We start from the raw sequence: 23,945 nt of genomic DNA, 5'->3' as shown, positions 1-23,945 counted from the left end.
GCGGTGCAGCGCCGGTGACCGGTACGGGACATCGGTCGCGGCGGCTCGCGATGGTGCACCGACATCCTCCGGCTCGGCCACTACAGTCGACCCGTGGCCAGCAAATCCACCGGGTCGGCGATCGAGCTAGAGGTCGGCGACCACACGCTGCGCGTCTCCAACCCGGACCGCGTCTACTTCCCGGAGTCCGGCGCGACCAAGCTCGACTTGGTGCAGTACTACCTGAGCGTCGGTGACGGCATCGTCAACGCGTTGCGTGACCGTCCCTGCATGCTGCACCGGTTCCCCAAAGGACTCGCGGGTGACAAGGTGCATCAGAAGCGGCTTCCCGCGGGCGCTCCGGACTGGATTCCCACTGTGCGCGTGTACTTTCCGCGCTACGGACGGCACGCCGACGAGTTGTGCGTCGAGAAGCTCGCCGACGTCATCTGGGCGGTGCAGATGTCGACCGTCGAGTTCCATCCCTGGAATTCCCGCGCCGCCGACACCGAGCGCCCGGACGAGTGGCGCATCGACCTCGACCCGATGCCGGACTGCCCGTGGCCGCGAGTGCAGCGCGTCGCCGCGGTGGTGCACGAGGTCCTCGACGAGATCGGTGCCGTGGGGTGGCCGAAGACCTCCGGCGGCAAGGGCTTGCACGTGTACGTCCGGATCGCGCCGCACTGGGGATTCCAGGAGGTGCGCCGGGCGGCGCTCGCGTTCGCCCGCGAGGTCGAACGCCGCGCACCCGATGACGTGACCACCACCTGGTGGCGACGCGACCGCGACCCGAAGCTGCTGTTCGTCGACTACAACCAGAACGCGCGCGATCACACCATCGCCGCTGCCTACTCGGTGCGCGGCGTCCCCGCCGCCACGGTCTCCACACCGGTACGCTGGGACGAGATTCCCGACATCGATCCGCGCGACTTCACCATGTCCTCCGTTCCCGCTCGCTTCGCCGAACTCGGCGACCTGCACGCGGGCATGGATGACGCGGTGTTCCACCTGGATCCTCTCCTGGAGTGGGCCGAGCGGGACAAGGTGGACGTGGAGCTCGACGACGAGCAGAGCGGGGCCTAGCGCCGCGCCCCGCGGTGCTACGGTCGCAACGTCCACCCGCTTCGCGACCACGTCCTACTGCTCCGAAGGAGGTCCATCCATGAACCGGCCTGCGGTAACGATCGCGATCGGCCCCGCCGACCCTCCCCCCACGCTGGTGGAGAAGGCCGTGGTGGAGGCGGGCGCCGCCGTCTCCGATCTGGACGAGGCGCGAGGGCTGATCTGGGTCGGCGGCCCGGGCGAGTTCCCGCAGCAGCTGCCCGCCGGTGTGGAGTGGGTGCAGCTCCCGGCCGCCGGTATCGAGGAATGGTTCGCCGCGGGCGTCATCGCCAGGCATCCCGGTGTGCGATTCACCTCCGCCGCAGGCGCTTTCGCGGCAAGCGTGGCCGAGCACGCGCTCATGCTGCTGCTCGCGGGCGTCCGCTACCTGCCGGAACACCTGCGCGCGGCCGACTGGCGGCAGCAGGACTTCTTTCCGCACGTCGACAGCCTGCGCGGCAAGACGGTGACGATCGTCGGCGCGGGCGGCATCGGCCGCGCGCTGATCCCGATGCTGGCGCCGCTCGGCGCGCACATCATCGCGGTGAACCGCAGCGGACGGCCGGTCACCGGCCCCGGCATCCCGCCGTCGGTCGAGACGATCTCCGCCGAGCATCTCGGCCGGGTCTGGCCGCACACCGATCATGTGGTGGTCGCCGCGCCCGCCACCCCTGCCACCAGGCATCTCATCGGCGCGGACGAACTCGCGCGGCTCAAGCCGTCCTCGTGGGTCGTCAACGTCGCCCGCGGCAGCCTCATCGATACCGACGCGCTGGTGGCCGCGCTGCGCTCCGGAGCGATCGGCGGCGCTGGGCTCGACGTCACCGACCCCGAACCGCTCCCGGCGGGCCATCCGCTCTGGTCGCTGCCGAATGCCATTGTCACGCCGCATGATTCGAATCCGCCCCAGCTGCGGCTGGCAGCGTTCGCCGACCATGTGGAAGCGAATGTGGAGCGATTCATCGCAGGCCGTCCGCTACTGGCAACGGTCGATCCCGCGCTCGGGTACTGACGGAATCAGTTCTCGCGCAGGGAATCCGAACACTTCAGCAGGACAGCGCCCGGTCGAGGATTTCCTCGATGACCTCGCTCTTGGCGTTGGCATAGTGCTGCACGAACTTCCATCGACGCTGCGCCAGTTACCGTTTGGCCTTCTCGTAATACGCCTCGATCGTCGTCGTGGGTGCGCAGCCAGTCGCGGTATCGCGGCTTCTTCTTCCGCGTACCAGGCCGGCCACGCCGGGTCGTACTCCTCGAGCACCACCCGCATAGGGCCGCAATTCGCCGACGGTCGCGGCAGCGATGTCGGCGTCCTCCGATGTCGCCATACGCCACGGTAAACCCGGCGAGCAAATCAGCCTTCTACAAATGTGCCATTGACAACTGGCACATTCATCGCTGATTCTTAGCGCATGACAAGGTCGACGAGGACCTCGGTCCCCGGTGTCCCCACCGCACCCTCGGCACGCGCCACCGTCGCGGCGGCGGCCACCAGACTCACCCTGCGTCCGCTGAACTGCGCGGTGCCGATGAATCCGCCGGGTGTCTGGTTCGCACGCAAGCTCATCGCCACGCTCATGGCCGTCGGCGGTCCCGTTCCGGCGGGCACGTCCGTCACACAGGTCCGCTCGGGCGCGGTGCGCGGTGAGTGGGTCCGGGCGGCGGGCGTGCCGTTCGGGACGCGAGCCGTCTACTACATCCACGGCAGCGGGTACGTCATCTGCTCGGCCCGCACCCACCGCGGGCTCGCCGCCCGGCTGTCGGCCGAGACCGGGCTTCCGGTCTTCCTCACCGACTACCGCCTGGCGCCCGAACACCGGTTCCCGGCCGCGGCCGACGACGTCGAGGCGGGCTACCGCTGGCTGCTCGGCCGTGGCATCGCCGCGGAAGACCTGGTGATCGCCTGCGACTCCGCGGGTGGGCATCTCGCCCTTGACCTCCTGGTCGAGAACGGACGCCACCGACGGCCGCAACCCGCGGCCGTGGCGATGTTCTCCCCGCTGCTGGATCTCACCCTGGGCTTGGCGGCCGAGCGGGAACGCGTCCGGACCGACCCGCTCATCTCGGCCGCCGCCGCGAGCAGGCTGCCCGCGGCCTACACCAGCGGCCAGGCCGCCGACGCGGCGCGCCTGCGGCTGACCATCCCGCACGGTCTCGCGCTGCCGCCGATCCTGGTGCAGGTCGGCGGCACCGAGATGCTCGGCGCGGACGCAGAGGCGCTGTGCGAGATGGTCCGGCGCGCGGGCGGCAGCTGCGAACTCGAGATCTGGCCGGGACAACTCCACGTCTTCCAGGCCCTTCCCATGGTGGTGCCCGAGGCCGACCAGGCCGTCGCCCGCGCCGCCGACTTCCTGCGCGCGGCGCTGGTCGCTACCTCCGGCACGGAAAAGGTGAGTTGAGATGTTCGGATTGCACAAGCTGGCGGCCCTGGGCCGCACCCGGCGCACGCACGGCGCGCGAGCCGTGGTCACCGGCGCGGGCAGCGGCATCGGCCGCGCGTTCGCGCTGGAGATCGCGGCCCGCGGCGGCCGGGTGATCTGCGCCGACATCGATGAGGCGCGCGCCGACGAGACGGTCGCGCTGATCGACCGCGACCACCCGGGCGCCGCGCACGCCTTCCGCTGCGATGTGGCGCAGCGGGAGAACGTGGAGTTGCTGGCCCGCTTCGCCGAAACCATCTTCGAGCGCCCGGTCGATCTGGTGATCAACAACGCGGGCGTGGGCATCGGCGGGAAACCGGTGGGAGACATCGGATTCGACGACTGGCAGTGGGCCCTGGGCATCAACCTGTGGGGCGTGGTGCACGGCTGCGAGGTCTTCGCCCCGCAGCTGCGCGCCGCCGGGCGCGGCGGCATCATCAATGTCGCCTCGGCCGCCGGATTCGCCGCCGCTCCGTCGATGGCCGCCTACAACGTGTCCAAGGCGGGCGTGCTGTCGCTGTCGGAGACCATGGCCGCCGAACTGAGCGGCTCCGGCGTCGCGGTCACGGTCCTGTGCCCGACGTTCGTCCGCACGAACGTCGCCCGCGACGGCCGGATCACCAAGGAATCCGCGCAGCTGGCCGACTTCCTCATGCGCTGGACCGGGTTCTCCCCCGAGCGCGTCGCGCGCACCGCCCTGGACGCGCACGACCGCGGACAGCTCTACGTACTCCCCCAGCTGGACGCGCACGTCGTCTGGCTGCTCAAGCGGTACTTCCCCGCGCAATACACCTTCGCCCTCGGGCTCCTGGATCGGCTGCTGCCACAGGAGGACTCGACCACCACCGACCGCACGTCGGTCACCGACAAGACAGGAGTCTGACATGGCCGCCATCGCGATGGACTTCGAGGACATGCTCGGCAAGATCAAGGATCGCCAGTGGGCACTGGCCGACATCGATTGGGACGCCCCTGGCGCCGAGACGATCACGCCGGAACTGCACGCCAAACTCAAGCCGTTCATGGCCGATCTGATGTGGATCGAGAACGTGGGCGCGCGCGGCTTCGCGGCGATGGCCAAGAAAGCGCCGAACGAGACGCTGCGCGAGATCTATCGCTATTTCCATGCCGAGGAGCAGAAGCACGCCAACGCCGAGCTGGCGCTGATGCGCCGGTGGGGCATGTTGGACGGCGACGAGATTCCGCAGCCGAACGTCAACGTCAAACTGGTGATCGACTTCCTCGACAAGTACTCCGACGATATGTCGCTGTCGTTCCTCGGCACCGTCATCCCGATGCTCGAGGTCGCGCTCGACGGCGCGCTGATCAAGTTCATCATGGACGAGATCGAGGACCCGGTCTGCCAGGAGGCGTTCAAGAAGATCAACTCCGACGAGTCCCGTCATCTGGCGGTCGATTTCGCCGTGATGGACCTGCTCGGGCACGCGGAAATGCGCAAGCTGCTCATCGACCTGGTCGGTGGGTGGGCCAAGCCCTCGCTGATCATCGGCGTGCTGAGTTACGTGCCGCTGCTGAACAAGATGCGCGACAACATCGTCGCGATGGGCGTGGACGAGGAGAAGCTCTACGGAGCGCTCAAGCGGTACGCGAATGTGGGCGAGCGCAGTGAATTCGCCCGCAGGCTGCCGATGTACCAGATCGTGAAGATGCACGGCAGCTGGGTGATCGACCGCGGCCACCCGTATCACCTGGTGGCCGACGCGCTGGTGAAGATCACCGGGTTGGTGCCGAAGACGCTGCTGCGCAACAACCCGACCTGGTCGAAGGAACTGACCTACAAGCCCGCCGCATGACAGGGAATCCGATGAGCACGCACACCCTCGACGTCGCCGTCATCGGCGGCGGCTTCGCCGGAATCGGCACGGCCATCCGGCTGAAACAACGCGGGATCCGCGATTTCGCGATCCTCGAGCGCGGCACCGCGATCGGCGGCACCTGGCGCGACAACACCTATCCCGGTGCGGCCTGCGATATTCCGTCGCGGCTGTACTCCTACAGTTTCGCGCCGAACCCGAACTGGTCGCGAACCTACTCCGGGAGCAACGAGATCCTCGGCTATATCGAAGCGATGGCCGCGGAATTCCGGCTCCGTCCGCATATCCGGTTCGGCCACAACGTCTCCGGCATGGTGTTCGACGAGCAGGCGGGAGTCTGGCAGATCTCGATCGACGGCCAGGCGGACCCGATCCTCGCCCGCACCGTCGTGCTGGCGTCCGGCCCGCTGGCCAATGCCAGTTTCCCGGACATCCGCGGCATCGAGACCTACAAAGGCCACAAGATCCACAGCGCGCGCTGGGATCACGACTACGACTTCGCCGGCAAACGAGTCGCGGTCGTCGGCACCGGGGCCAGTGCGGTCCAGATCATCCCGGAGCTGGTCGAGAAGGCCGCGGCGGTCAAGGTGTTCCAGCGCACGCCCGGCTGGGTGCTGCCGCGGGTCGACCGGCAGACCAACGGCTTGACCAAGGAGCTCTACCGCCGGGTGCCCGCCGCCGAGCAACTGGCGCGGCGCGCCTGGTTCTACGGCCACGAGTCGGTGGCGCTGGGCGTGGTCTGGAACACGCCGCTGACCAGGGTGGTCGAGCTGGTCGGCAAGGCGCAGTTGCGCAGGCAGGTCAAGGACCCGTGGCTGCGCCGCCAGCTCACCCCGGACTTCCGGGCCGGCTGCAAACGCCTGCTGATGACCGACGACTACTACCCCGCGCTGCAACGGGACAACTGTAAGCTGATCACCTGGCCGATCGCCCGGATCGCCGAGCACGGCATCCGCACCGCGGAAGGCATCGAGCACCAGGCGGATTGCATCGTCTTCGCGACGGGATTCGACGTATCCAAGACCGGGACGCCCATCCCGGTGGTCGGGCGCGACGGCCGGGTGCTCGCCGACGAGTGGGCGCGTGGCGCCTACGCCTACAAAAGTGTGGCGGTCTCCGGATATCCCAACCTCTATCTGACGTTCGGACCCAATTCCGGGCCGGGACACAACTCGGCGCTGGTCTACATGGAAGCCCAGATCGACTACCTGGTCGGCGCGATCGGCACCATCCTGGACCGCGACCTGCGCATGCTGGACGTGCGCCGCGACCGGCAGGACCGCTACAACGCGACCATCCAGCGCAGGCTGTCGGCCACCACCTGGAACTCGGGATGCCACAGCTGGTATCTCACCGAGGACGGCTTCAACGCGACCATGTATCCGGGATTCGCCACCCAGTACGTCCACCAGCTGCGCAAGGTCGATCTCGACGATTACCTCGTGGTCGAATCGACCGCCGACCAGCGGCGACACCGAGTGGCGACGGTTTCCTGAGTGCCGGGGGCGCCGGCGGCGCGAACGATAGACTCGGTCCGCAGGGAGTTCTACAGCGCGCCGCCGGTCCATCGGCGCCGGTCAGCGAGGGAGGTGAGGTCGACGCCGGAATACCGGATCGATGACCTCGCGCGCGCCGCGGGCACCACCACCCGCAACGTGCGCGCCTACCAGGAACGCGGGCTGCTGCCGCCGCCGGTCGGCAAGGACGGCCGGGCCAGCATCTACGACGACGCGCACCTCGAGCGGCTGCGCTTGATCGACGCACTGCTGCAGCGCGGCTTCACCACCGCGCACATCGCCGACTTCATCACCAGCTGGGAGACCGGCAAGGACCTGACCGAGGTGCTCGGCCTGCAACACGCCGTGACGGCGTCCTGGGCCAAGGACGAGACCTTCGAGGTGCCCCGCGAGCTGATCGGCACCATCCTCGGCGCCGAGGCCGACGAGCTGGTCGACCGGCTTCGCGAGATGCGGCTGGTCCGGCTGGAGGGCGACACGGTGGTGTTCACCGAGACCCAGTTGCTCACCTCGTTCGCCGAACTGCACGAGTACGGCCTGGAACTGCGCACGCTCATCGAGATCTACGCCAAGGTGGCCGACCGGATCGATGACATCACGCACATCATGATCACCGCCGCCAAACAGCACATCATCGACGAGCACGGCCCCGGCTGGCTGCCCGACACCAGCAGCGAGATCGCCGAGACCACAACGATGCTCAACAAGATGCGGGAGCTGGCGGTGGCCTCGGTGCACGCCACGCTCGCCCGCTCGCTGGACATCACGCTGCGCCACGAACTCGGCGACTATCTCGCCACCGCCGCCGAGCGTGAGAAACAGCGCAGCGAAACCGGGCGCGACGTACCCTCCTAGACAAGCGCAGAGTGCCGACCTTCGACGGATGGAGTCGCCGTGGCGTCCGACCGACCGAGAATTCCGCCGCTGCCGCTGATACGGGCCGTCGAATCGGTGCGCGGCGCCATGGCCGTCGCGTTCCGCAAACTGGTTCCGGGGCACGTCGCGCTGATGGAGCTGATCGCCGCCGGATGGATCACGCAGGCGATCCATGCCGCCGCGGCGCTCGGCGTGGCCGACGCGCTCGTGGCCGGGCCGCGGTCGGGGGCCGACCTCGCGGCAGTGGTCGGCGCCGACGAGGACGCGCTGCGGCGTTTGCTGCGGCTGCTGATCAGCCACGGTATCTTCACCCAGCGGCGCGACGGACGGTACGCGCTGACGCCGATGGCGCGAGCCCTGTGCCGCGACTCGGACGTGTCGCTGCGCGACGCGGTGTTGTTCTTCGGTTCGGCCGGTCACCGCAACCACTGGTCGCATCTGGTCGACGCCGTTCGGACCGGCGAGCCGGTCGGCGTGAAACTCGACGGGATGCCGTTCTTCGAATACGTTCAGCACGACCGGGAACTCGGCGAACTGTTCGACCGCGCGATGACCAGCATCGGCACCCTGTCGATGGAGCCGCTGTTCGCCGCCTACGATTTCGGCCGCTACGAGACCCTGGTCGACGTGGGCGGCGGCGAGGGGACGCTGCTCACCGAAATCCTGCGCCGCGCTCCGCGATCCCGTGGCATCCTGTTCGACCTGCCCGAAGTGGTGGCCTCGGCTCCCGCTCGGCTCGCCGCGCTGGGTCTCGCCGATCGCTGCGCGGTGCGGAGCGGATCCTTCTTCGACAGCGTCCCCAGGGGAGGTGACGCTTACATCCTCAAGCACATCCTGCACGACTGGGCCGAACCCGACGCCGGACGCATCCTGCGTTCCGTGCGCGCGGCCATGGAGCCGCACGCCCGGTTGCTGATCGTCGAATTGGTCGTCCCCGAACACACCGCACCGCACCCGAGCAAGTACATCGACTTGGAGATGCTGGTCAACGCGGGCGGGCGAGAGCGCACCGAGGCCGAGTACCGCGACTTCCTCGCGCGGCACGGATTCACCCTGACCGAGCGCGTGCCGACGGCCTCCCCGGACAACGTGCTCGAGGCCCGGCCGAGCTGACCGTGGAGATCACGAAAACCGCCCGCTGACCGGCATTGTCCGATCAGCGGCGCTACGACGTCGCGGGGACGACGAACGCGAGCGTGGCGATCCCCACGGCGCCGTCGGACACGCAGGTGGCGCGCATCGGTTTGCCGACCGGTGTCTGTCGCGACTCGAAGCCGCTGTAGTAGCCGAACACCGGCCCGGACCGCGCCGACGGCAGGAAGAAACCGAGGCATTCGGCTTCCAGCACCGATGTACCTTCACCGCTGTGGCACAAGGCGGCCGCGTCGGTGACGCCACGGTCGACGTAGCAACCGGCTGGCTCCGCTCCGGCGGGCCCGGCCCAGACGAGACCACCCGCGAGGAACGACAGAACGGTTCCCGCGCCCACTCGCCGCATCATGATGTGCACCGCAATCCCTCCTCGGCAGATCTCAGCCCTACCCGGTCGTTGCCGTGCCTTTTCACTATTTCAACAGAAGCGAGGAGGACGATCGAGCACGACACTGCCGCGAGACCACGGTTTTTCCGGTCCGGAAACCGAATGCCTCCGGCACGGCCCGTGGCGCCCCCGCGCGGGAGTTCCCCCCTCCGGTGTCGGGACCGCTAGGCTACGAACAGCATTGGCGGGTTCGTGAGGATGTGATTCGGCCGTGGAATGGACCTTCACCCCGGACGAGTTCGCCCATATCTGGCGCGAGACCGACCTGGATCGCCACCCCTACCCGCTGCGCATCCTGGAAACGCCGAGAACCGAGGACGACGCCGAGAAGCTGCGCATCGCCCTCGCCGAGCGGCTGCCACTCGGCTCCGACCCCGACCTGTCGGCCTGCTTGCGCATTCTGGCCAGGCCGCACACCAGGATCGTGGCGATCGGCGGCACACACCAGCCGGGCGGCGAACTGCGGCTGCTGGCCGCCGCCATCTACGACCGCGCCGTGCTCGCGGTGCAGGATCCCGGCGCGAACCCGGATTTCGGTGGACGCGTGCGTATTTCGATCGGGCACAGCGCCAAACTGGGCCGGCGGATCGCGGCGCTGCTGCCGAAGACTCCCGCGGGCCGCGAACCCGCTCGCGTCGCGCCGGGGGCGGCGGTGCGCGACGAAGAGACCGTGACCGCTCGGCAGCAGGCAGCGCCACGGATCCGCAAGTTGCTGCTGGAGCCGCATACGGCCGAGGGCCACATCAGGATCGAATCGCGGCTGGATCGGCCGACCCCGCCTCCGCCGATCCATTACACCTGGATCGATGTGCGCGACGACGGAAGATACCTGATCAAGGCAGGCGACGAAGTGCGCATCGCGCCCGCCTCGCCCGAGCAGATCGCCACCCAATTACAAAAGCGCATACCGATATAACGCACTTTCGCGGCCGCTGCCGCCGCCTATTGCTGACCCGCCGCTGGGCTTCCGGTTAGTCTGGGGCGGACCGACCGATCTCAGGGGTGAGCGATGACGATCGAGACCAGCCGAGCCGATATCGCCCGATTCAAGGAGGCCGCGCAGGCCGGGGGCGTCCAATTCGATCCGGCGGCGGCTCGGCAGTGCGCCGAGATGTACGAACGGCAGGCCGATCGGCTGATCCACCTACAGCAGAGCCTCGAATCCGCCGCGGATCTGGGCGGTTTCGGCGGGTTCGTCTCCGCTCAGCAGTTGCAGGCGGGATTCAGCCACAAGGCGCGCGACGCCGCGGCGCTGCTCGACCACTACATCGAGGCGGCCTACCGCATGAAGGAAGCGTTCCTGATCAGCGGAGGACTGTTCGAAGAGGCCGATGCCGCGAGCGCCGCCGCCCTGCGCGCGGTCCGGACGAGGTTGCCCCGATGACCGGTTCCGATCCCACCTACATCAACTCGATGGAGCATTTCGAGTCGCTGCGGCACGAGGAGATCTACGCGAAGGCGCAGCAGATCGATGCCGCGCAGGTGCTGCAGGCGTCGACGATCTGGCTCGACGCGGCGGGCGCGCTCAGCACGTCGTTCCCGCTCACCCACGGCGGCGTGGATCGCGTGATGGACGAGGCGGACTGGAAGGGCGCCGCCGCCGACGCCGCCCAGACCTGCGCACGCAGCTTCGCGGCGTCGGCCGACGAGCTGGCCGCGGTGCTCGGTCAAGTGGGCGCCCGGCTCGGCGGGGTAGCCGCGGCCGCCGAGGCGGTGAAACTCGCGGTGGTGCCGCCCGGCGCTTCCGGACCGGTCGGCGCGATCGCGCAACTGCTGGAGGCGGCGCACGTCATCGACGCGCAGATGGCGCAGGAGGCGCTGCGCCAGGAGGCCGTGCTCGCGATGAACATGGTCTACAAGCCCGCCTATTCCGCGGCGGGGTCCGCAGTGCCCGCGCTGCCCGCACCACCCGCGGTTACGGCGCCGCAGTCGGTCTCCCCCGGCACGCCGCGATACTCGGCGCCCGAGCAGACGTCGCCGAACGATCAATGGTCGCCGGGCACAACGCAGCCCGCGCCCGAATCGCCGGCGCCATCGCAGAATTCGGCGCCGCCCGCCCAACCGAAACCTGATCCGCAGCAGACGCCGTCGGCGCCGCCCACCCAACAGGCTCCGCCGCAGCAAGCTCCTTCGACCCAGACGCCGCAGCCGACGCCCGCACCGGCGACGCCGTCACCCGACCCTGCACCACCGACGCACCAGGCGCCGTCCACGACCACGACGCCGAGTCCCGCACCGGCGCCGCAGACCACGACGCCCGCGCAGCCGCCGAGCTCGTCGGTCCCTCCTCCACCGCCGACCACCGAACCGACGCAGCCGCCGAGTTCGTCCGCGCCGCCACCACCGAGCCCACCGCCCGCACCGGCTCCCGGCCCCGCCGTACCGATGCCCGACCCGAACGGCCAGCCCGGCGTCACCGGGCCGGTGGACGGCAGCCAGCAGCAGATTCCGACCACCAACCAACCGGGAGTCGTCCCGTCCTGAAGTCCCGGCCTCGGAGCCTTCACGACCGAAGCACCCTCCCGGTGACGTCGACAACGCTCCTCTTGGCGGTCGTGCTATCTCGGCCGCCAAGAGGAGCCACGGCCAGCCGTGCGCATGCGCGAACCACGTCCCGGTACGAACGATCCGAATCCTGGGCGGCGCAGCGCTGGCGGCCGACTCGACGGCGCGTGCTCAGACCTTCACGAGATCGTCGGCGTGGATGACGGGGCGTTGCATCGTGTCGGGGAGTTCGGCGGTGGAGCGGCCGAGCATGCCCGCGAGTTCGGTGCTGTCGTATTCGACGACGCCACGGGCCACAATGCGATTGTCCGGTGCCACCAGGTCCACCACGTCGCCGCCGTAGAAGCGGCCACGCACACCTACGATCCCGGCCGCGAGCAGCGATCGGCGCCGGTGCGCCACCGCCTGGACCGCGCCGTCATCGATGAGCAGCGTGCCGCGGCTGTCGGCGGCGTGCCGGACCCAGAATTTGCGCGCGGACAGCCGCACCGGGCGGGCGGCGAACGCGGTGCCGACGGTGCCGGTGGACAGCGCGATGTCGGCCGACGAGGCGGCGGCCAGCAGGACCGGCACGCCCGCGTCCGCGGCCAAGCGCGCCGCCGACAACTTCGACGCCATGCCGCCGGTGCCGAGCGCGCCGCCGCTGCCCGCGATGACGCCGTCCAGATCGGCACTGCTGCGCACCTCGGGAATCAGCGTGGCCGCGCCCTTGCGCGGGTCGCCGTCGTAGAGGCCGTCCACGTCCGACAGCAGCACCAGCGCGTCGGCGCCGATGAGGTGGGCGACCAGCGCGGCGAGCCGGTCGTTGTCGCCGAAGCGGATCTCCTCCGTGGCGACCGTGTCGTTCTCGTTCACCACCGCCACCGCGCCGAGCGAGCGCAGGCGATCGAGGGTGCGCTGCGCGTTGCGATGGTGCTCGCGGCGGGCGAAGTCGTCGGCGCTCAGGAGCACCTGCCCGACCGTGCGGTCGTAGCGGGCGAACGACGTGCCCCAGGCGTGCGCGAGGGCCAGCTGCCCCACGCTCGCCGCGGCCTGCTTGGTCGCCAGGTCACGCGGACGGCTGGTCAAACCGAGCGGCGCGATGCCTGCGCCGATGGCGCCCGAGGACACGACCACCACATCGGAACCGGCGCGCATCCGCGCCTCCACCGCGTCGGCCAGCCGATCCAGCCGCGCGGTGTCCAGGCCGCCTTTGAGGCTGGTCAGCGCGGACGAACCGATCTTCACCACGACCCGGCGCGCCGCCGCGATCGCCAGCCGCGCCTCGCTCAGGCCCGAGGAATCCGCCTCGGCGCCGATAGACCTCACCTGCATCGCCACCGAACTCCCTGCACCACAATCCCATCCACGGTAGCCGGGACGGACGCCCCGGCCCGGACCGGACCGCGAACGATCGAGCCCGCCGAACGTCGCACCCACCGAGGGCGCACGGCGACTCGACCGTGTTCCACGTCCTACTCCTCGTCTTCCTGTACCAGACCGCGTCGTACCCGGGACGCGTGCTTGCGCTCGGCCGCGCTGACCCGGTCGGTCTGCTCCAGCCGGATATCGGTGCCGCGTCCGGTGGGCACCATGTCGATGCCCGCCGAGATCTGCGGCTCCCAGTCGAAGGTCACGTCACCGATGGTCACCGGCGCTCCCGGCTCCGCGCCCAACCGCACCAGCTCGTCTTCCACACCCAGGCGCGCCAGACGGTCGGCCAGATAGCCGACGGCCTCGTCGTTGTCGAACTGGGTCTGCCGCACCCAGCGCTCCGGCCGGGTGCCGCGCACGATGAAGCCGCCCGGCTCCTCCGGGTCGGCGATCACACTGAATCCCGTCTCGTCCACCGCGATCGGTCGAATGACCGGGCGCTTCGGCGCGGCCTGCGGGTGCTCCTCGCGGTACCGGCGCACCAAGTCCGCGAGGGCGAAGGTCAACGGACGCAAGCCCGCCCGGCTCACCGCGGAGATCTCGAACACCGGCCAGCCGCGTTCGGTGAACTCCGGGGTCACCATCTCGGCCAGTTCGGCCGCGTCGGGCACATCGATCTTGTTCAAGATCACCACGCGGGGGCGGTCGGCCAGATCGCCGAGTCCGGCGTCCGCGCTCAGCGCGGGCTGGTAGGCGGCGAGTTCCGCTTCGAGCGCGTCCACATCGGACACGGGGTCGCGACCCGGCTCCAGCGTGGCGCAGTCCACCACATGGGCCAGCACCGCGCAGCGCTCGAGGTGCCGCAGGAAGTCCAGACCCAGTCCGCGACCCTCGCTGGCGCCCGGGATCAGCCCGGGCACATCGGCGATGGTGAAGGTGGTCTCGCCGCTGGCGACCACGCCGAGATTGGGCACCAGCGTGGTGAACGGGTAGTCCGCGATCTTCGGCTTGGCCGCCGAGAGCACCGAGACCAGCGAGGACTTGCCCGCCGAAGGGAAACCGACGAGCCCGACGTCGGCGACCGACTTGAGCTCGAGTACCAGGTCGAGTTCTTCGCCGTCCTCGCCGAGCAGCGCGAAACCCGGCGCTTTGCGGGCCTTCGACGCCAGCGCGGCATTGCCGAGCCCGCCTCGGCCGCCGCGGGCGATGATGAAGCGGTTGCCGGTGCCGACCAGGTCGACGAGCACTTTGCCGTCGTCGTCGAGCACCACGGTGCCGTCGGGCACCTTCAGCACCAGGTCCGCGCCCTGCTTGCCGTCGCGGTTGCCGCCCTCACCCGGTTTGCCGTTGCCCGCCTTCGCGTGCGGATGGAAATGGAAGTCCAGCAGGGTGTGCACGTTGGAGTCGACCTCGAGGATGACGTCTCCGCCGTTGCCGCCGTTGCCGCCGTCCGGCCCGCCGAGCGGCTTGAACTTCTCGCGGTGCACCGAGGCGCAGCCGTGGCCGCCCTTACCCGCACGCACATGCAGTACGACACGGTCGATGAACTTGGACATACGCCGAATCATCCTCCTTCGGGACTGGTCGTACTGAGGGCTGCTCGTTCACGAACACGAAAAACGGGCCAGGGTTTCGAGACCCTGACCCGCTCGCTGTATATCCGGAAGTGGTTCGGCGGTCAGGCCTGAACCGGCTCCGGGATCACGATGTTGATGGTCTTGCGTCCACGCTTGGTGCCGAACTCCACCGCGCCCGCCGCGAGGGCGAACAGGGTGTCGTCACCGCCACGGCCGACGTTCACGCCGGGGTGGAAGTGGGTGCCGCGCTGACGCACCAGGATCTCGCCCGCCTTGACCGTCTGGCCGCCGAAGCGCTTGACGCCGAGTCGCTGGGCGTTGGAATCGCGTCCGTTCCGGGAACTGGACGCACCCTTCTTGTGTGCCATGGCTGGTTCTCCTCGGGATGTCTTACTTGATGCCGGTGACCTTCAGGACCGTCAGCGGCTGACGGTGACCCTGGCGCTTGTGGTAGCCGGTCTTGTTCTTGAACTTGTGGATGCGGATCTTCGGGCCCTTGGTCTGCTCGACCACCTCGGCGGCCACGGAGACCTTGGCCAGCTTGTCGGCATCGGTGGTCAGCTCGGCGCCATCGACGACGAGAACCGGATCCAGCGCCACGGCGGTACCCGGCGCACCCTCGATCTTCTCGACCTTCACCAGGTCACCGACCGCGACCTTGTACTGCTTTCCGCCGGTCTTGACGATCGCGTACGTTGCCATCGGTCGGCTGCCCTTCTTCCTGTAGTGCTCGGCACTTGCTCACGCGGCGATTCCTCCGGTCTGATGCCACCGGAAACCGCCACACGACTGGTCTGGTAATCGCCACCGCCTCGGCACCTGGTGGCTCTCGGTATCGAACTGGCGAGAACCGGGCCACGAAGACAAAACATGTTGCCACCGGGCAGCGACTGTCCAAGATTACAGGACGGCCACCGCGACGACCAAACCGGCGTCCATCCGCACACCGCGGCCACGACGCCGATTCGCTGCCGGGACGCCCGTGGCCCCCACCGGAAGGTTCCGGCAGGGGCCACGGGCTCGACGAGAACTCAGTTCGAAGCGTCCGGCGCACCGGCCGGGCGGCCGACCGCCCGCCTGCGCGGACGGCTGCGCTGCGGCAATTCGACCGGCTCCGGCTGGGAGTAGTCGACCGCGGGTGCGGGCGCCTGATCTCCGGTGGGCAGCACGAACACCGCTCCCGAACTGTCCGCCGCTGGCGCGGAGGTCGAACGGGCAACCCGCCGGCGACGAACCGGACGGCTCACCCCGTTGGCGGCGGCGCCGTTCTCGGTCGTTGTGACGGCCTCGGCAGCCGAGCCGCCTTCGGTGACCGGCTCCGGCTCGGCAACGCGAGCGGACGCCGCGACGGGCTCGGGCTCGGCGACCGGAGCGGACGCCACCACGGGCTCGGGCTCGGCAACCGGCGCGGACGCCACGACCGGCTCGGAGTCGGCCGCCGAGACGGACTCGACGACGGCGGCGGGCTCTTCCGTCGCGACCGGCTCGACCTTCTCGATGACCTCGACCACTTCGGCGGGCTCGGTCTCCGGCTCCTCGGCGGGCACCGCCACCGCGGCCTCGACGGTCTCCGCGACGACTCGCTCCTCGGCGGCCTCGGCGGCGACGGCGGCCTCGACCGCCTCATCGACCTGCGGCTCGGCGAAGGTGTCCGCGACCGGCTCCGGCTCAGCGTCCTCGGACTGGTGCGCGGCCATCGCCAGCGCCACCGGATGCGCCCGCTTGACGGCCGCCTCGTCCTCGACCTGTTCGGTCACGGGACCGGACCCGTTGGCGGGCTGGGGGGCCGCGGCCGCGCCCTTGTCCCGGCCACGACGCCTGCGCGAACCGCTCTCGCGGGTGCGCGCGGCGGGCTCTTCACCGGAACCCGGCTCCACCGGGTAACTGTGCACGAGGATGCCGCGTCCGTGGCAGTGCTCGCAGGTGGTGGAGAACGCCTCGACCAGACCGGTGCCCAGCTTCTTGCGGGTCATCTGGACCAGGCCCAGCGAGGTGACCTCGGAGACCTGGTGACGGGTGCGGTCCCGGCCGAGCGCCTCGGTCAGGCGGCGCAGCACCAGATCGCGGTTGGACTCGAGCACCATGTCGATGAAATCGACCACGATCATGCCGCCGATGTCGCGCAGCCGCATCTGGCGCACGATCTCCTCGGCCGCCTCCAGGTTGTTCCTGGTGACCGTCTCCTCCAGATTGCTGCCGCCCGCACCGGTGAACTTGCCGGTGTTCACGTCGATCACCGTCATGGCCTCGGTGCGGTCGATCACCAGGGTGCCGCCCGACGGCAGCCACACCTTCCGATCGAGCGCCTTGGCCAGCTGCTCGTCGATCCGGTAGGTCTCGAACACGTCGACGCCGTTGTTCTCGTGCCTGGAGACCCTGGCGAGCAGGTCCGGCGCGACGGTGCCGATGTACTTCTCGACGGTGCTCCAGGCCCGGTCGCCCTCGATGACCAGCTTGGAGAAGTCCTCGTTGAACAGGTCGCGGATGACCTTGACCAGCAGGTCGGGCTCTTCGTAGAGCGTCTTGGGCGCGTTGTTGTCCTTGCCGGTCTGCTCCTTGATCGTCCGCCAGGTCGCCTGCAGCCGCTCCACGTCGCGGGCCAGTTCGGTCTCGCTGACGCCTTCGGAGGCGGTGCGGATGATCACACCGGCGTCGGCGGGCACGATGTCGCGCAGGATCTCCTTCAGACGCTTGCGCTCGGTGTCCGGCAGCTTGCGGCTGATCCCGGCGGAGGTGCCGCCGGGCACGTACACCAGGAAGCGCCCGGCCAGGCTGATCTGCGTGGTCAGTCGGGCGCCCTTGTGGCCGACCGGGTCCTTGCTCACCTGGACCAGCACCTGATCGCCCGGCTTGAGCGCCTGCTCGATCTTGCGCTCCTTGCCACCGAGCCCGGCGGCCTCCCAGTTGACCTCACCGGCGTACAGCACACCGTTGCGACCGCGGCCGATGTCGACGAACGCGGCCTCCATGCTGGGCAGAACGTTCTGCACCTTGCCCAGGTAGACGTTGCCGACCATGGACGCGGAGCCGGTGCTCGTGACGAAGTGCTCGACCAGGACGTTGTCCTCGAGCACGGCCACCTGTGTCGCGGTGGGGTGGTCCGGGAAGGACTTCTCGCGCACGACCATCACGCGGTCCACCGCTTCGCGCCGGGCCAGGAACTCCGACTCGGTCAGGATCGGCGGACGGCGGCGGCCCGCCTCGCGTCCGTCCCGACGGCGCTGCCGCTTGGCTTCCAGCCGGGTGGAGCCGGTGATGCCCTGGACCTCGTCGACCGCGACACGGCTGCGGCTCTTGTTGCGCGGCTCGCGCTCGTGCACGACCGTGTTCGGCGGATCGTCGTCGGCGGGTTCGTTCTCGCCCGCCTCGCCGGCCACCTTGCGGCGACGGCGGCGACGGCGACGGCGACTCGAACCCTCCGGCACGCCGTCCTCGTCCTCACCGTCGCCCTCACCCGTGGCGGTCTCCGCGGATTCCGCCGCCTCGGCGGACTCGGCGGGCTCGGCAGCCGACTCCTCGTCGGCCTCGGTCTCGGTGTCCTCGCCTTCGCCGTCGCCCTCGGACTGCTGCTCGCCCCGGCCGCGGCCACGGCCCCTGCGGCCACGGCGCCTGCGCCGCGGCTGGCCTTCGGCATCGCCCTGCTGATCGGACGACTCGCGCTCGTCCTCGGTGACCTCGGTCTCGTCCTCGACGGGCTCGGGCGCCTGCTCCTCGGTGCGGCGGGCCTCCCGCTCGGCGCGGCGCTGCCTGCGCGCCTGCTCGGCGGCGGCGGCGTCCGGCGACAGGAACAGCGGCGCCTGCACGACGGCGGCCGACTCGAACACCGCCGGGGCCACCGGCTCCGGTTCCGGCCGCACCGAGTGCGTGAACAGCTGCGTGTGATCGGCCGTGGCGGTGACCGGCGGCTGCACGGTGGACAGCGTGTCCGGCGCGGAGAAGAGGACGCCCGCACCGGCGAAGGGAACGTCGGAGGCGGGTTGCTCGGGCACCGGCTCCGTGGACGCCTCTTCCGGTGGCTGCGCCGGTACGGGGGCGTCTTCCCGCCCCGCGGCGGGCTGCTCGGCCGCGGCGTCCGCCTCGACCGTCACCAAGGCGTCGCGCACCGACTCCGCGACGGCCCGGTCGACGTTCGACTGGGCGCTACGCGCGTCCGCCCCCATCTCGGTCAGCTTGGCCAGGATGCGCTTGCTCGTTACCCCCAGCAGCTTGGCGAGTGCATGAACTCGGATTCGCTCCGGCAATTGTTCGGCATCCTGTGATGTTGTTTCCAGCGGCTCTTGATCGGCCACGAAGTCTCCTCGGGCCCCCGGGCGCGTCCCTCCCGGCGGGAGTGACGCGGCCGACGCGGGGGCGCTGTCCGTTCGACTCGCACCCGGTGGGCGCGAGATCAGGTGGTCTCGCCCCGCGTGCCCGGTTATCTCCTCGGTTGTGCGTCGGTCGGGCTAACTGGTCACGCGGCGCCTGGCTGTATGGCTGAACTCCGCGGCGCGAGCGCTCATCCAGCGTGCCTACACGAACAGCGGGCCCAATGACCAGGCCGTTTGTCCATGGCAGCGATGATCGGCATCGAACCGTGGTGTCATCCGGCTGCCCTCGTCACGTTTCGTTCGCGCACCTGCACGAACAGTCGGCGTCGAAAGCAGCCGATGCCAGTATCCCACACCGCGCGCCGGGCGTTCGCCATCGGCGCTCGAACCGGTCCGGCCCGCGGCGCTGGCGCAGGTGTCGCGGCGGCGCGGGCACGACGATCGAGACCCGGTCAGGCGGGCAGTTCGGGGAACCAGAGGGCGATCTCCCGCTTGGCCGATTCGGGTGAGTCGGAGCCGTGGACCAGGTTCTCCTGGGTCTCCAGAGCGAAGTCTCCGCGAATGCTGCCGGGTACGGCCTTCTCGACCGGGTCGGTGCCGCCCGCGATCTGGCGGAACGCGGCGATGGCGCGCGGGCCTTCCAGGATGGCCGCGACGACCGGGCCCGAGGTGATGAACTCGATCAGCGACCCGAAGAACGGCTTCTCGGCGTGCTCGGCGTAGTGGCCCTTGGCCAGTTCCTCGGACACGTGCTTCAGCTCCAGGGCGGCGATCTTCAGGCCCTTGCGCTCGATCCGTGCCAGCACCTCGCCGACAAGGCCACGGGCCACACCGTCCGGCTTGATGAGTACCAACGTCTGCTCAGTCACGGCGCACAGCCTATCCGGCACACTTCCTGGCACCGCACCAGCGGTCCGGCTGATCGGCTTCCCGAGGGTCTCGCCGGCAGTGGCTCGGCTTTCGGCGGCTACGACCGCTGGATGCGCTGACTCGGCAGCAGCCCCTTCTCCATCCGGCCGCGCACATCGGCGCGCAGCACCAGGATGAAGCCCCAGACCACGCCGAACACCACGCCGATCACGCCGATGGACACATGGATGAACGCGCCGAGCAGCACCAGCACCTGCAACCCGAGGTTGAACGGCAGCGCCCAGGACCGCCGCTGCAACCCGGCCCCGAGGAACATCACCACCGCGAGCGCCACGAGGTAGGTGCCGGACAGCCAGGTCACCCCGCCGCCGACGTCGGCGACCACCGGCAACGCGAGCAGCACCACGATCGCCTCGAGCACCAGCGTGCCCGCCATCACCCCGCGGAAGCCCTTCCACGGGTCGGTCGCGGGCGCGGGCACCGACTGCTCGTCTCGTTCGGCCGGTTCGCTCATGCTGTGCCCTCCTCGGCATCCGCCGGGCTCACCAGGTGGCCGACGCTCATGCGGTGGTTCTCGGTCCCGCCGGGGCCGAGTAGGTCGCCATCCGTAGGTCCGTGGCTCACGCCGGGTCCTTCCCGAACAGCGCGCGAGCCGCGCCCGCCGTGACCACCGATCCGGTGATGATCACCCCCGCGCCGGACACCATCTCGCCCGCGTCGCCCACCTCTTCGGCGATGGCGATCGCGGTCTCCAGCGCGTCGGGCAGAGTGGCGGCGGAGACCACGCGCTCGTCGCCGAACCGCTGGACCGCGAGGTCGGCGAGGGTCTCCACGTCCAGCGCGCGGGGCGAACCGTTGTCGGTGACGACGATCTCGTCGAACACCGGCTCCAGCGCGGTGAGGATGCCGTCGGCGTCCTTGTCACCGAGCACCGCGATCACGCCGACCAGCTTGCGGAAGTCGAATTCGTCGGTCAGCGTCGCGGCCAGCGCTCGCGCTCCCGCCGGATTGTGCGCGGCGTCGATGAAGATGGTCGGCGCGCTGCGCATCCGCTCCAGCCGCCCGGGACTGGTGACGCTCGCGAACCCCGCGCGCACGGCGTCGATGTCGAGCCTGCGTTGCGCGCCCGCGCCGAAGAACGCCTCCACCGCGGCGAGCGCGAGGACCGCGTTGCGCGCTTGATGCTCACCGTGCAACGGCAGGAAGATCTCGTCGTACACCCCGCCGAGGCCCTGCAACTCGAGTTGCTGACCACCCACCGCGATCTGCCGTGCGAGCACGCGGAACTCCGAGCCCTCGCGCGCGACCGCGGCATCGACCTCGACGGCGCGGCGCAACAGCACCTCCATCGCCTCGGGCTCCTGCTGCGCGATCACCGCGACGTTGTCGCGCGGCACCAGGCTCTCCGGAGCACGCTTGATGATCCCGGCCTTCTCCCCCGCGATCGAGGCCAGGTCGGGACCGAGGTAATCGGTGTGGTCCAGGCCGATCGGCGTGATCACCGCCACCTGCCCGTCGATGACGTTCGTGGCGTCCCAGGTGCCACCCATCCCGGTCTCGACGACCGCCACATCGACCGGAGCCTCGGCGAAGGCGGCGTAGGCCATACCGGTGAGCACTTCGAACTTGCTCATGGCGGGGCCGCCCGCGGCCGCCGACTGCTTGTCGATCATCTCGACGTACGGCAGCAGCTCGCGATAGGTCTCCACGTACTTCGCCGGGGTGATCGGCGCGTTGTCGATGCTGATCCGCTCGGTGGCCAGCTGTAGATGCGGACTGGTGATCCGGCCGGTGCGCCGATGCAGCGCGGTGAGCAGCGCGTCGATCATCCTGGTCACCGAGGTCTTGCCATTGGTGCCCGCGATGTGGATCGCCGGGTAGTTCTGCTGCGGCGAGCCGAGCAGGTCCATCAGCGTGGCGATCCTGGTGAGCGACGGCTCGATCTTGGTCTCCGGCCAGCGCCGGTCGAGTTCCGCCTCGACCAGCGCCATCTCGGCCAGTTCCACCGGCGAGGGGCCGGAGCCGAGCCGCGCGCCGCCGCCACGGCGCTCGTCGTCGCCGTATTGCGGTTCCGGCTCGTGGTTCACTTGCCGCTCAACTCCGCCAGTCGCGCCCCGATGCGGGCCACCTCGTCGGCGGCGACCTGTTGCCTGCCGCGGATCTTCTCGACCACGTGGTCGGGCGCCTTGGCCAGGAACGCCTCGTTGCCCAGCTTGGCGGCGGTGCCCTGGAGTTCCTTCTGCGCGGCGGCCAGATCCTTTTCCAGCCTACGGCGTTCGGCGTCCAAGTCGACCGCGCCCGAGGTGTCCAGTTCCACGGTGACCGTTCCGGCACTGAGGCGGACCTCCACCGACGCGGTCGCCGCGAAGCCCGAGTCGGGCTCGGTGAGCCGTGCCAGGTTCGCCACCGACGCCGCCTGCTCGCCGAGCCCGGCCTCGTCGACCCCGATCAGCTTGGCCGCGACCTTCTGCTTGTCCGCCAGGCCCTGGTCGCTGCGGAACCGCCGGATCTCCGTGATCAACCGCTGCGTGTCCGAGATGCGTTGCGCCGCTTCACGATCCGCGGGCACACCGGAGGCCTGCGGCCACGGCGCGATCACGATCGACTCGCCGCCGGTCAGCGCCTGCCACAACGCCTCGGTGACGAACGGGACGACCGGGTGCAGCAGGCGCAGCACCGCGTCCAGCACGGTGCCGAGCACCAGCCTGGTCGCTTCCGCGCGCGCGCCGTCGGCGGCGAACTGCACCTTGGCCAGCTCCAGGTACCAGTCGCACAGCTCGTCCCAGGCGAAGTGGTAGAGCGCCTCGCACGCCTTGCCGAACTCGTAGGCGTCGAACGCGGCGTCCGCTTCGGCGCGCACCGCGTCCAGCCGGTCCAGGATCCAGCGATCGGCGTCGGTGAGCTGTGCGCGATCGGGCAGATCGCCCACCCGCGCGCCGTTCATCAGCGCGAACTTGGTCGCGTTGAACACCTTCGTCACGAAGCTGCGCGAGGCGAGCACGTGCGGCTCGCCGACGGAGAGGTCACCGCCGGGCTGCGCGCCGCGCGCGAGGGTGAAGCGCGTGGCGTCGGCGCCGAAGGCGTTGATCCAATCCAGCGGGTCGATGCCGTTGCCGCGCGATTTGGACATCTTCTTGCCGAACTGGTCGCGGATCAGGCCGTGCAGGAACACGTCCTTGAACGGCACCTGCCGCTCGCCGCCCTTGCCGGTGGTCAGCACGGCGTCCTCGGCGACGTAGGTGCCGAACATCATCATCCGCGCCACCCAGAAGAACAGGATGTCGTAGCCGGTGACCAGCACACTTGTCGGATAGAACTTCTCCAGTTCGGCGGTGGCGTGCGGCCAGCCCATGGTGGAGAACGGCCACAGGCCGGAGGAGAACCAGGTGTCGAGCACGTCCGGGTCCTGCACCCAGCCCTCGGGCGCCTGCTCGTCGGGGCCGACGCACACCACTTCGCCCTCGGGGCCGTACCAGATCGGGATGCGGTGGCCCCACCACAGCTGACGCGAGATGCACCAGTCGTGCATGTCGTCGACCCAGCCGAACCAGCGCGGCTCCTGGCTCCTGGGGTGGATCACGGTGTCGCCGTTGCGCACGGCATCGCCCGCGGCCTTGGCCAGCGACTCGACCTTCACCCACCACTGCATGGAAAGGCGCGGCTCGATCGGCTCACCGGTGCGCTCGGAGTGCCCGACGGAGTGCAGGTACGGCCGCTTCTCGGCGACCACCCGGCCTTCCCGCGCGAGCCGCTCGCGCACCTTGACGCGCGCCTCGAACCGGTCCATGCCGTCGAATTCGGTTCCGGTGTCGGTGATCCGGCCGCGCTCGTCCATGATGGTCGGCATCGGCAGCCCGTGCCGCAGACCCATCTCGAAGTCGTTCGGGTCGTGCGCCGGTGTGATCTTCACCGCGCCGGAGCCGAATTCGGGATCGACGTAGTCGTCGGCGATGATCGGGATCTGCCGTCCGGTGATCGGATGCTCCAGGGTGGTGCCGATCAGCGCTCGGTAGCGCGGGTCCTCCGGATGCACGGCCACCGCCGTGTCGCCGAGCATGGTCTCCA

21 protein-coding genes are annotated in these 23,945 nt (G+C 69.8%); 11 read left to right on the top strand and 10 right to left on the bottom strand.

Features of this window, described 5'->3' with window-relative positions; genetic code table 11:
* Nucleotides 1-93: 93 nt before the first annotated feature.
* The 8 genes from ligD (at nucleotide 94) to ON21_RS07285 (ending at nucleotide 8,841) form a co-directional block, all read left to right on the top strand.
* A complete protein-coding gene (gene ligD, locus ON21_RS07320) occupies nucleotides 94-1,062 on the top strand; it encodes a non-homologous end-joining DNA ligase (RefSeq protein WP_039796671.1) in 969 nt (322 codons plus the stop codon).
* A 79-nt stretch (nucleotides 1,063-1,141) separates the two neighbouring features.
* Nucleotides 1,142-2,092, top strand: a complete 951-nt coding sequence (locus ON21_RS07315) for a D-isomer specific 2-hydroxyacid dehydrogenase family protein (protein WP_039796670.1) — start codon at nucleotides 1,142-1,144, stop codon at nucleotides 2,090-2,092.
* Nucleotides 2,093-2,492: 400 nt separating this feature from the next.
* Entirely contained in the window at nucleotides 2,493-3,479 is a 987-nt protein-coding gene (locus ON21_RS07310) for an alpha/beta hydrolase (RefSeq protein ID WP_039796669.1), read from the top strand.
* Between the two features lies 1 nt (nucleotide 3,480).
* Nucleotides 3,481-4,383 carry an SDR family NAD(P)-dependent oxidoreductase gene (locus ON21_RS07305; RefSeq protein WP_051020436.1) on the top strand — a complete coding sequence of 301 codons (903 nt, stop codon included), beginning with the start codon at nucleotides 3,481-3,483 and terminating at the stop codon, nucleotides 4,381-4,383.
* A 1-nt stretch (nucleotide 4,384) separates the two neighbouring features.
* Nucleotides 4,385-5,314, top strand: a complete 930-nt coding sequence (locus ON21_RS07300) for a ferritin-like domain-containing protein (RefSeq protein WP_373281110.1) — start codon at nucleotides 4,385-4,387, stop codon at nucleotides 5,312-5,314.
* 11 nt (nucleotides 5,315-5,325) lie between these two features.
* Nucleotides 5,326-6,831, top strand: coding sequence for a flavin-containing monooxygenase (locus ON21_RS07295; RefSeq protein WP_039796684.1), 1,506 nt, complete (start codon nucleotides 5,326-5,328; stop codon nucleotides 6,829-6,831).
* Nucleotides 6,832-6,924: 93 nt separating this feature from the next.
* A complete protein-coding gene (locus ON21_RS07290; protein WP_039796668.1) occupies nucleotides 6,925-7,707 on the top strand; it encodes a MerR family transcriptional regulator in 783 nt (260 codons plus the stop codon).
* A gap of 39 nt (nucleotides 7,708-7,746) precedes the next feature.
* Entirely contained in the window at nucleotides 7,747-8,841 is a 1,095-nt protein-coding gene (locus tag ON21_RS07285) for a methyltransferase (protein WP_039796667.1), read from the top strand.
* Nucleotides 8,842-8,893: 52 nt separating this feature from the next.
* On the opposite strand, the gene ON21_RS07280 is transcribed toward ON21_RS07285, so the two are convergent.
* Nucleotides 8,894-9,229: a hypothetical protein gene (locus ON21_RS07280; protein WP_169332679.1), complete on the bottom strand. Its 336-nt coding sequence runs from the start codon at nucleotides 9,227-9,229 to the stop codon at nucleotides 8,894-8,896.
* Nucleotides 9,230-9,479: 250 nt separating this feature from the next.
* Here ON21_RS07280 and ON21_RS07275 point away from each other — a divergent pair, with 250 nt between their 5' ends.
* The 3 genes from ON21_RS07275 to ON21_RS07265 all read left to right on the top strand — a co-directional run bounded on the left by ON21_RS07275 (nucleotide 9,480) and on the right by ON21_RS07265 (nucleotide 11,752).
* Nucleotides 9,480-10,184 (top strand): ESX secretion-associated protein EspG, encoded by a 705-nt coding sequence (locus ON21_RS07275; protein WP_039796665.1) that lies wholly within the window; start codon nucleotides 9,480-9,482, stop codon nucleotides 10,182-10,184.
* A gap of 93 nt (nucleotides 10,185-10,277) precedes the next feature.
* Nucleotides 10,278-10,652: a hypothetical protein gene (locus ON21_RS07270; protein WP_039796664.1), complete on the top strand. Its 375-nt coding sequence runs from the start codon at nucleotides 10,278-10,280 to the stop codon at nucleotides 10,650-10,652.
* Entirely contained in the window at nucleotides 10,649-11,752 is a 1,104-nt protein-coding gene (locus ON21_RS07265) for a hypothetical protein (protein ID WP_039796663.1), read from the top strand. Before ON21_RS07270 ends, ON21_RS07265 begins: the two co-directional genes overlap by 4 nt.
* A 192-nt stretch (nucleotides 11,753-11,944) precedes the next feature.
* Here the strand turns inward: ON21_RS07265 and proB are convergent, their stop codons facing one another.
* From proB to ON21_RS07220, 9 genes are all read right to left on the bottom strand, one after another.
* A complete protein-coding gene (proB, locus tag ON21_RS07260) occupies nucleotides 11,945-13,087 on the bottom strand; it encodes a glutamate 5-kinase (protein WP_373281111.1) in 1,143 nt (380 codons plus the stop codon).
* Between the two features lie 140 nt (nucleotides 13,088-13,227).
* Nucleotides 13,228-14,682 (bottom strand): GTPase ObgE, encoded by a 1,455-nt coding sequence (gene obgE / locus ON21_RS07255; RefSeq protein WP_039796662.1) that lies wholly within the window; start codon nucleotides 14,680-14,682, stop codon nucleotides 13,228-13,230.
* 122 nt (nucleotides 14,683-14,804) lie between these two features.
* Nucleotides 14,805-15,071, bottom strand: coding sequence for a 50S ribosomal protein L27 (gene rpmA / locus ON21_RS07250; protein WP_039796661.1), 267 nt, complete (start codon nucleotides 15,069-15,071; stop codon nucleotides 14,805-14,807).
* Between the two features lie 22 nt (nucleotides 15,072-15,093).
* Nucleotides 15,094-15,405, bottom strand: a complete 312-nt coding sequence (gene rplU / locus ON21_RS07245) for a 50S ribosomal protein L21 (protein WP_039796660.1) — start codon at nucleotides 15,403-15,405, stop codon at nucleotides 15,094-15,096.
* A 329-nt stretch (nucleotides 15,406-15,734) separates the two neighbouring features.
* Nucleotides 15,735-18,992 (bottom strand): translation initiation factor IF-2 N-terminal domain-containing protein, encoded by a 3,258-nt coding sequence (locus ON21_RS07240; protein WP_039796658.1) that lies wholly within the window; start codon nucleotides 18,990-18,992, stop codon nucleotides 15,735-15,737.
* A 470-nt stretch (nucleotides 18,993-19,462) separates the two neighbouring features.
* A complete protein-coding gene (gene ndk, locus ON21_RS07235; RefSeq protein WP_039796656.1) occupies nucleotides 19,463-19,879 on the bottom strand; it encodes a nucleoside-diphosphate kinase in 417 nt (138 codons plus the stop codon).
* 98 nt (nucleotides 19,880-19,977) lie between these two features.
* Entirely contained in the window at nucleotides 19,978-20,394 is a 417-nt protein-coding gene (locus ON21_RS07230; RefSeq protein ID WP_039796654.1) for a DUF4233 domain-containing protein, read from the bottom strand.
* 106 nt (nucleotides 20,395-20,500) lie between these two features.
* Nucleotides 20,501-21,886: a bifunctional tetrahydrofolate synthase/dihydrofolate synthase gene (gene folC, locus ON21_RS07225; protein ID WP_039796682.1), complete on the bottom strand. Its 1,386-nt coding sequence runs from the start codon at nucleotides 21,884-21,886 to the stop codon at nucleotides 20,501-20,503.
* A gap of 77 nt (nucleotides 21,887-21,963) precedes the next feature.
* On the bottom strand, nucleotides 21,964-23,945 hold a 1,982-nt coding region (locus ON21_RS07220), incomplete at its 5' end, for a valine--tRNA ligase (protein WP_039796652.1).

It is taken from the genome of Nocardia araoensis NBRC 100135 (genome assembly GCF_000308435.1).
GTDB classification, from domain to species: Bacteria; Actinomycetota; Actinomycetes; order Mycobacteriales; family Mycobacteriaceae; genus Nocardia; species Nocardia araoensis.
This window is presented reverse-complemented; position numbering and strand designations above follow the sequence as displayed.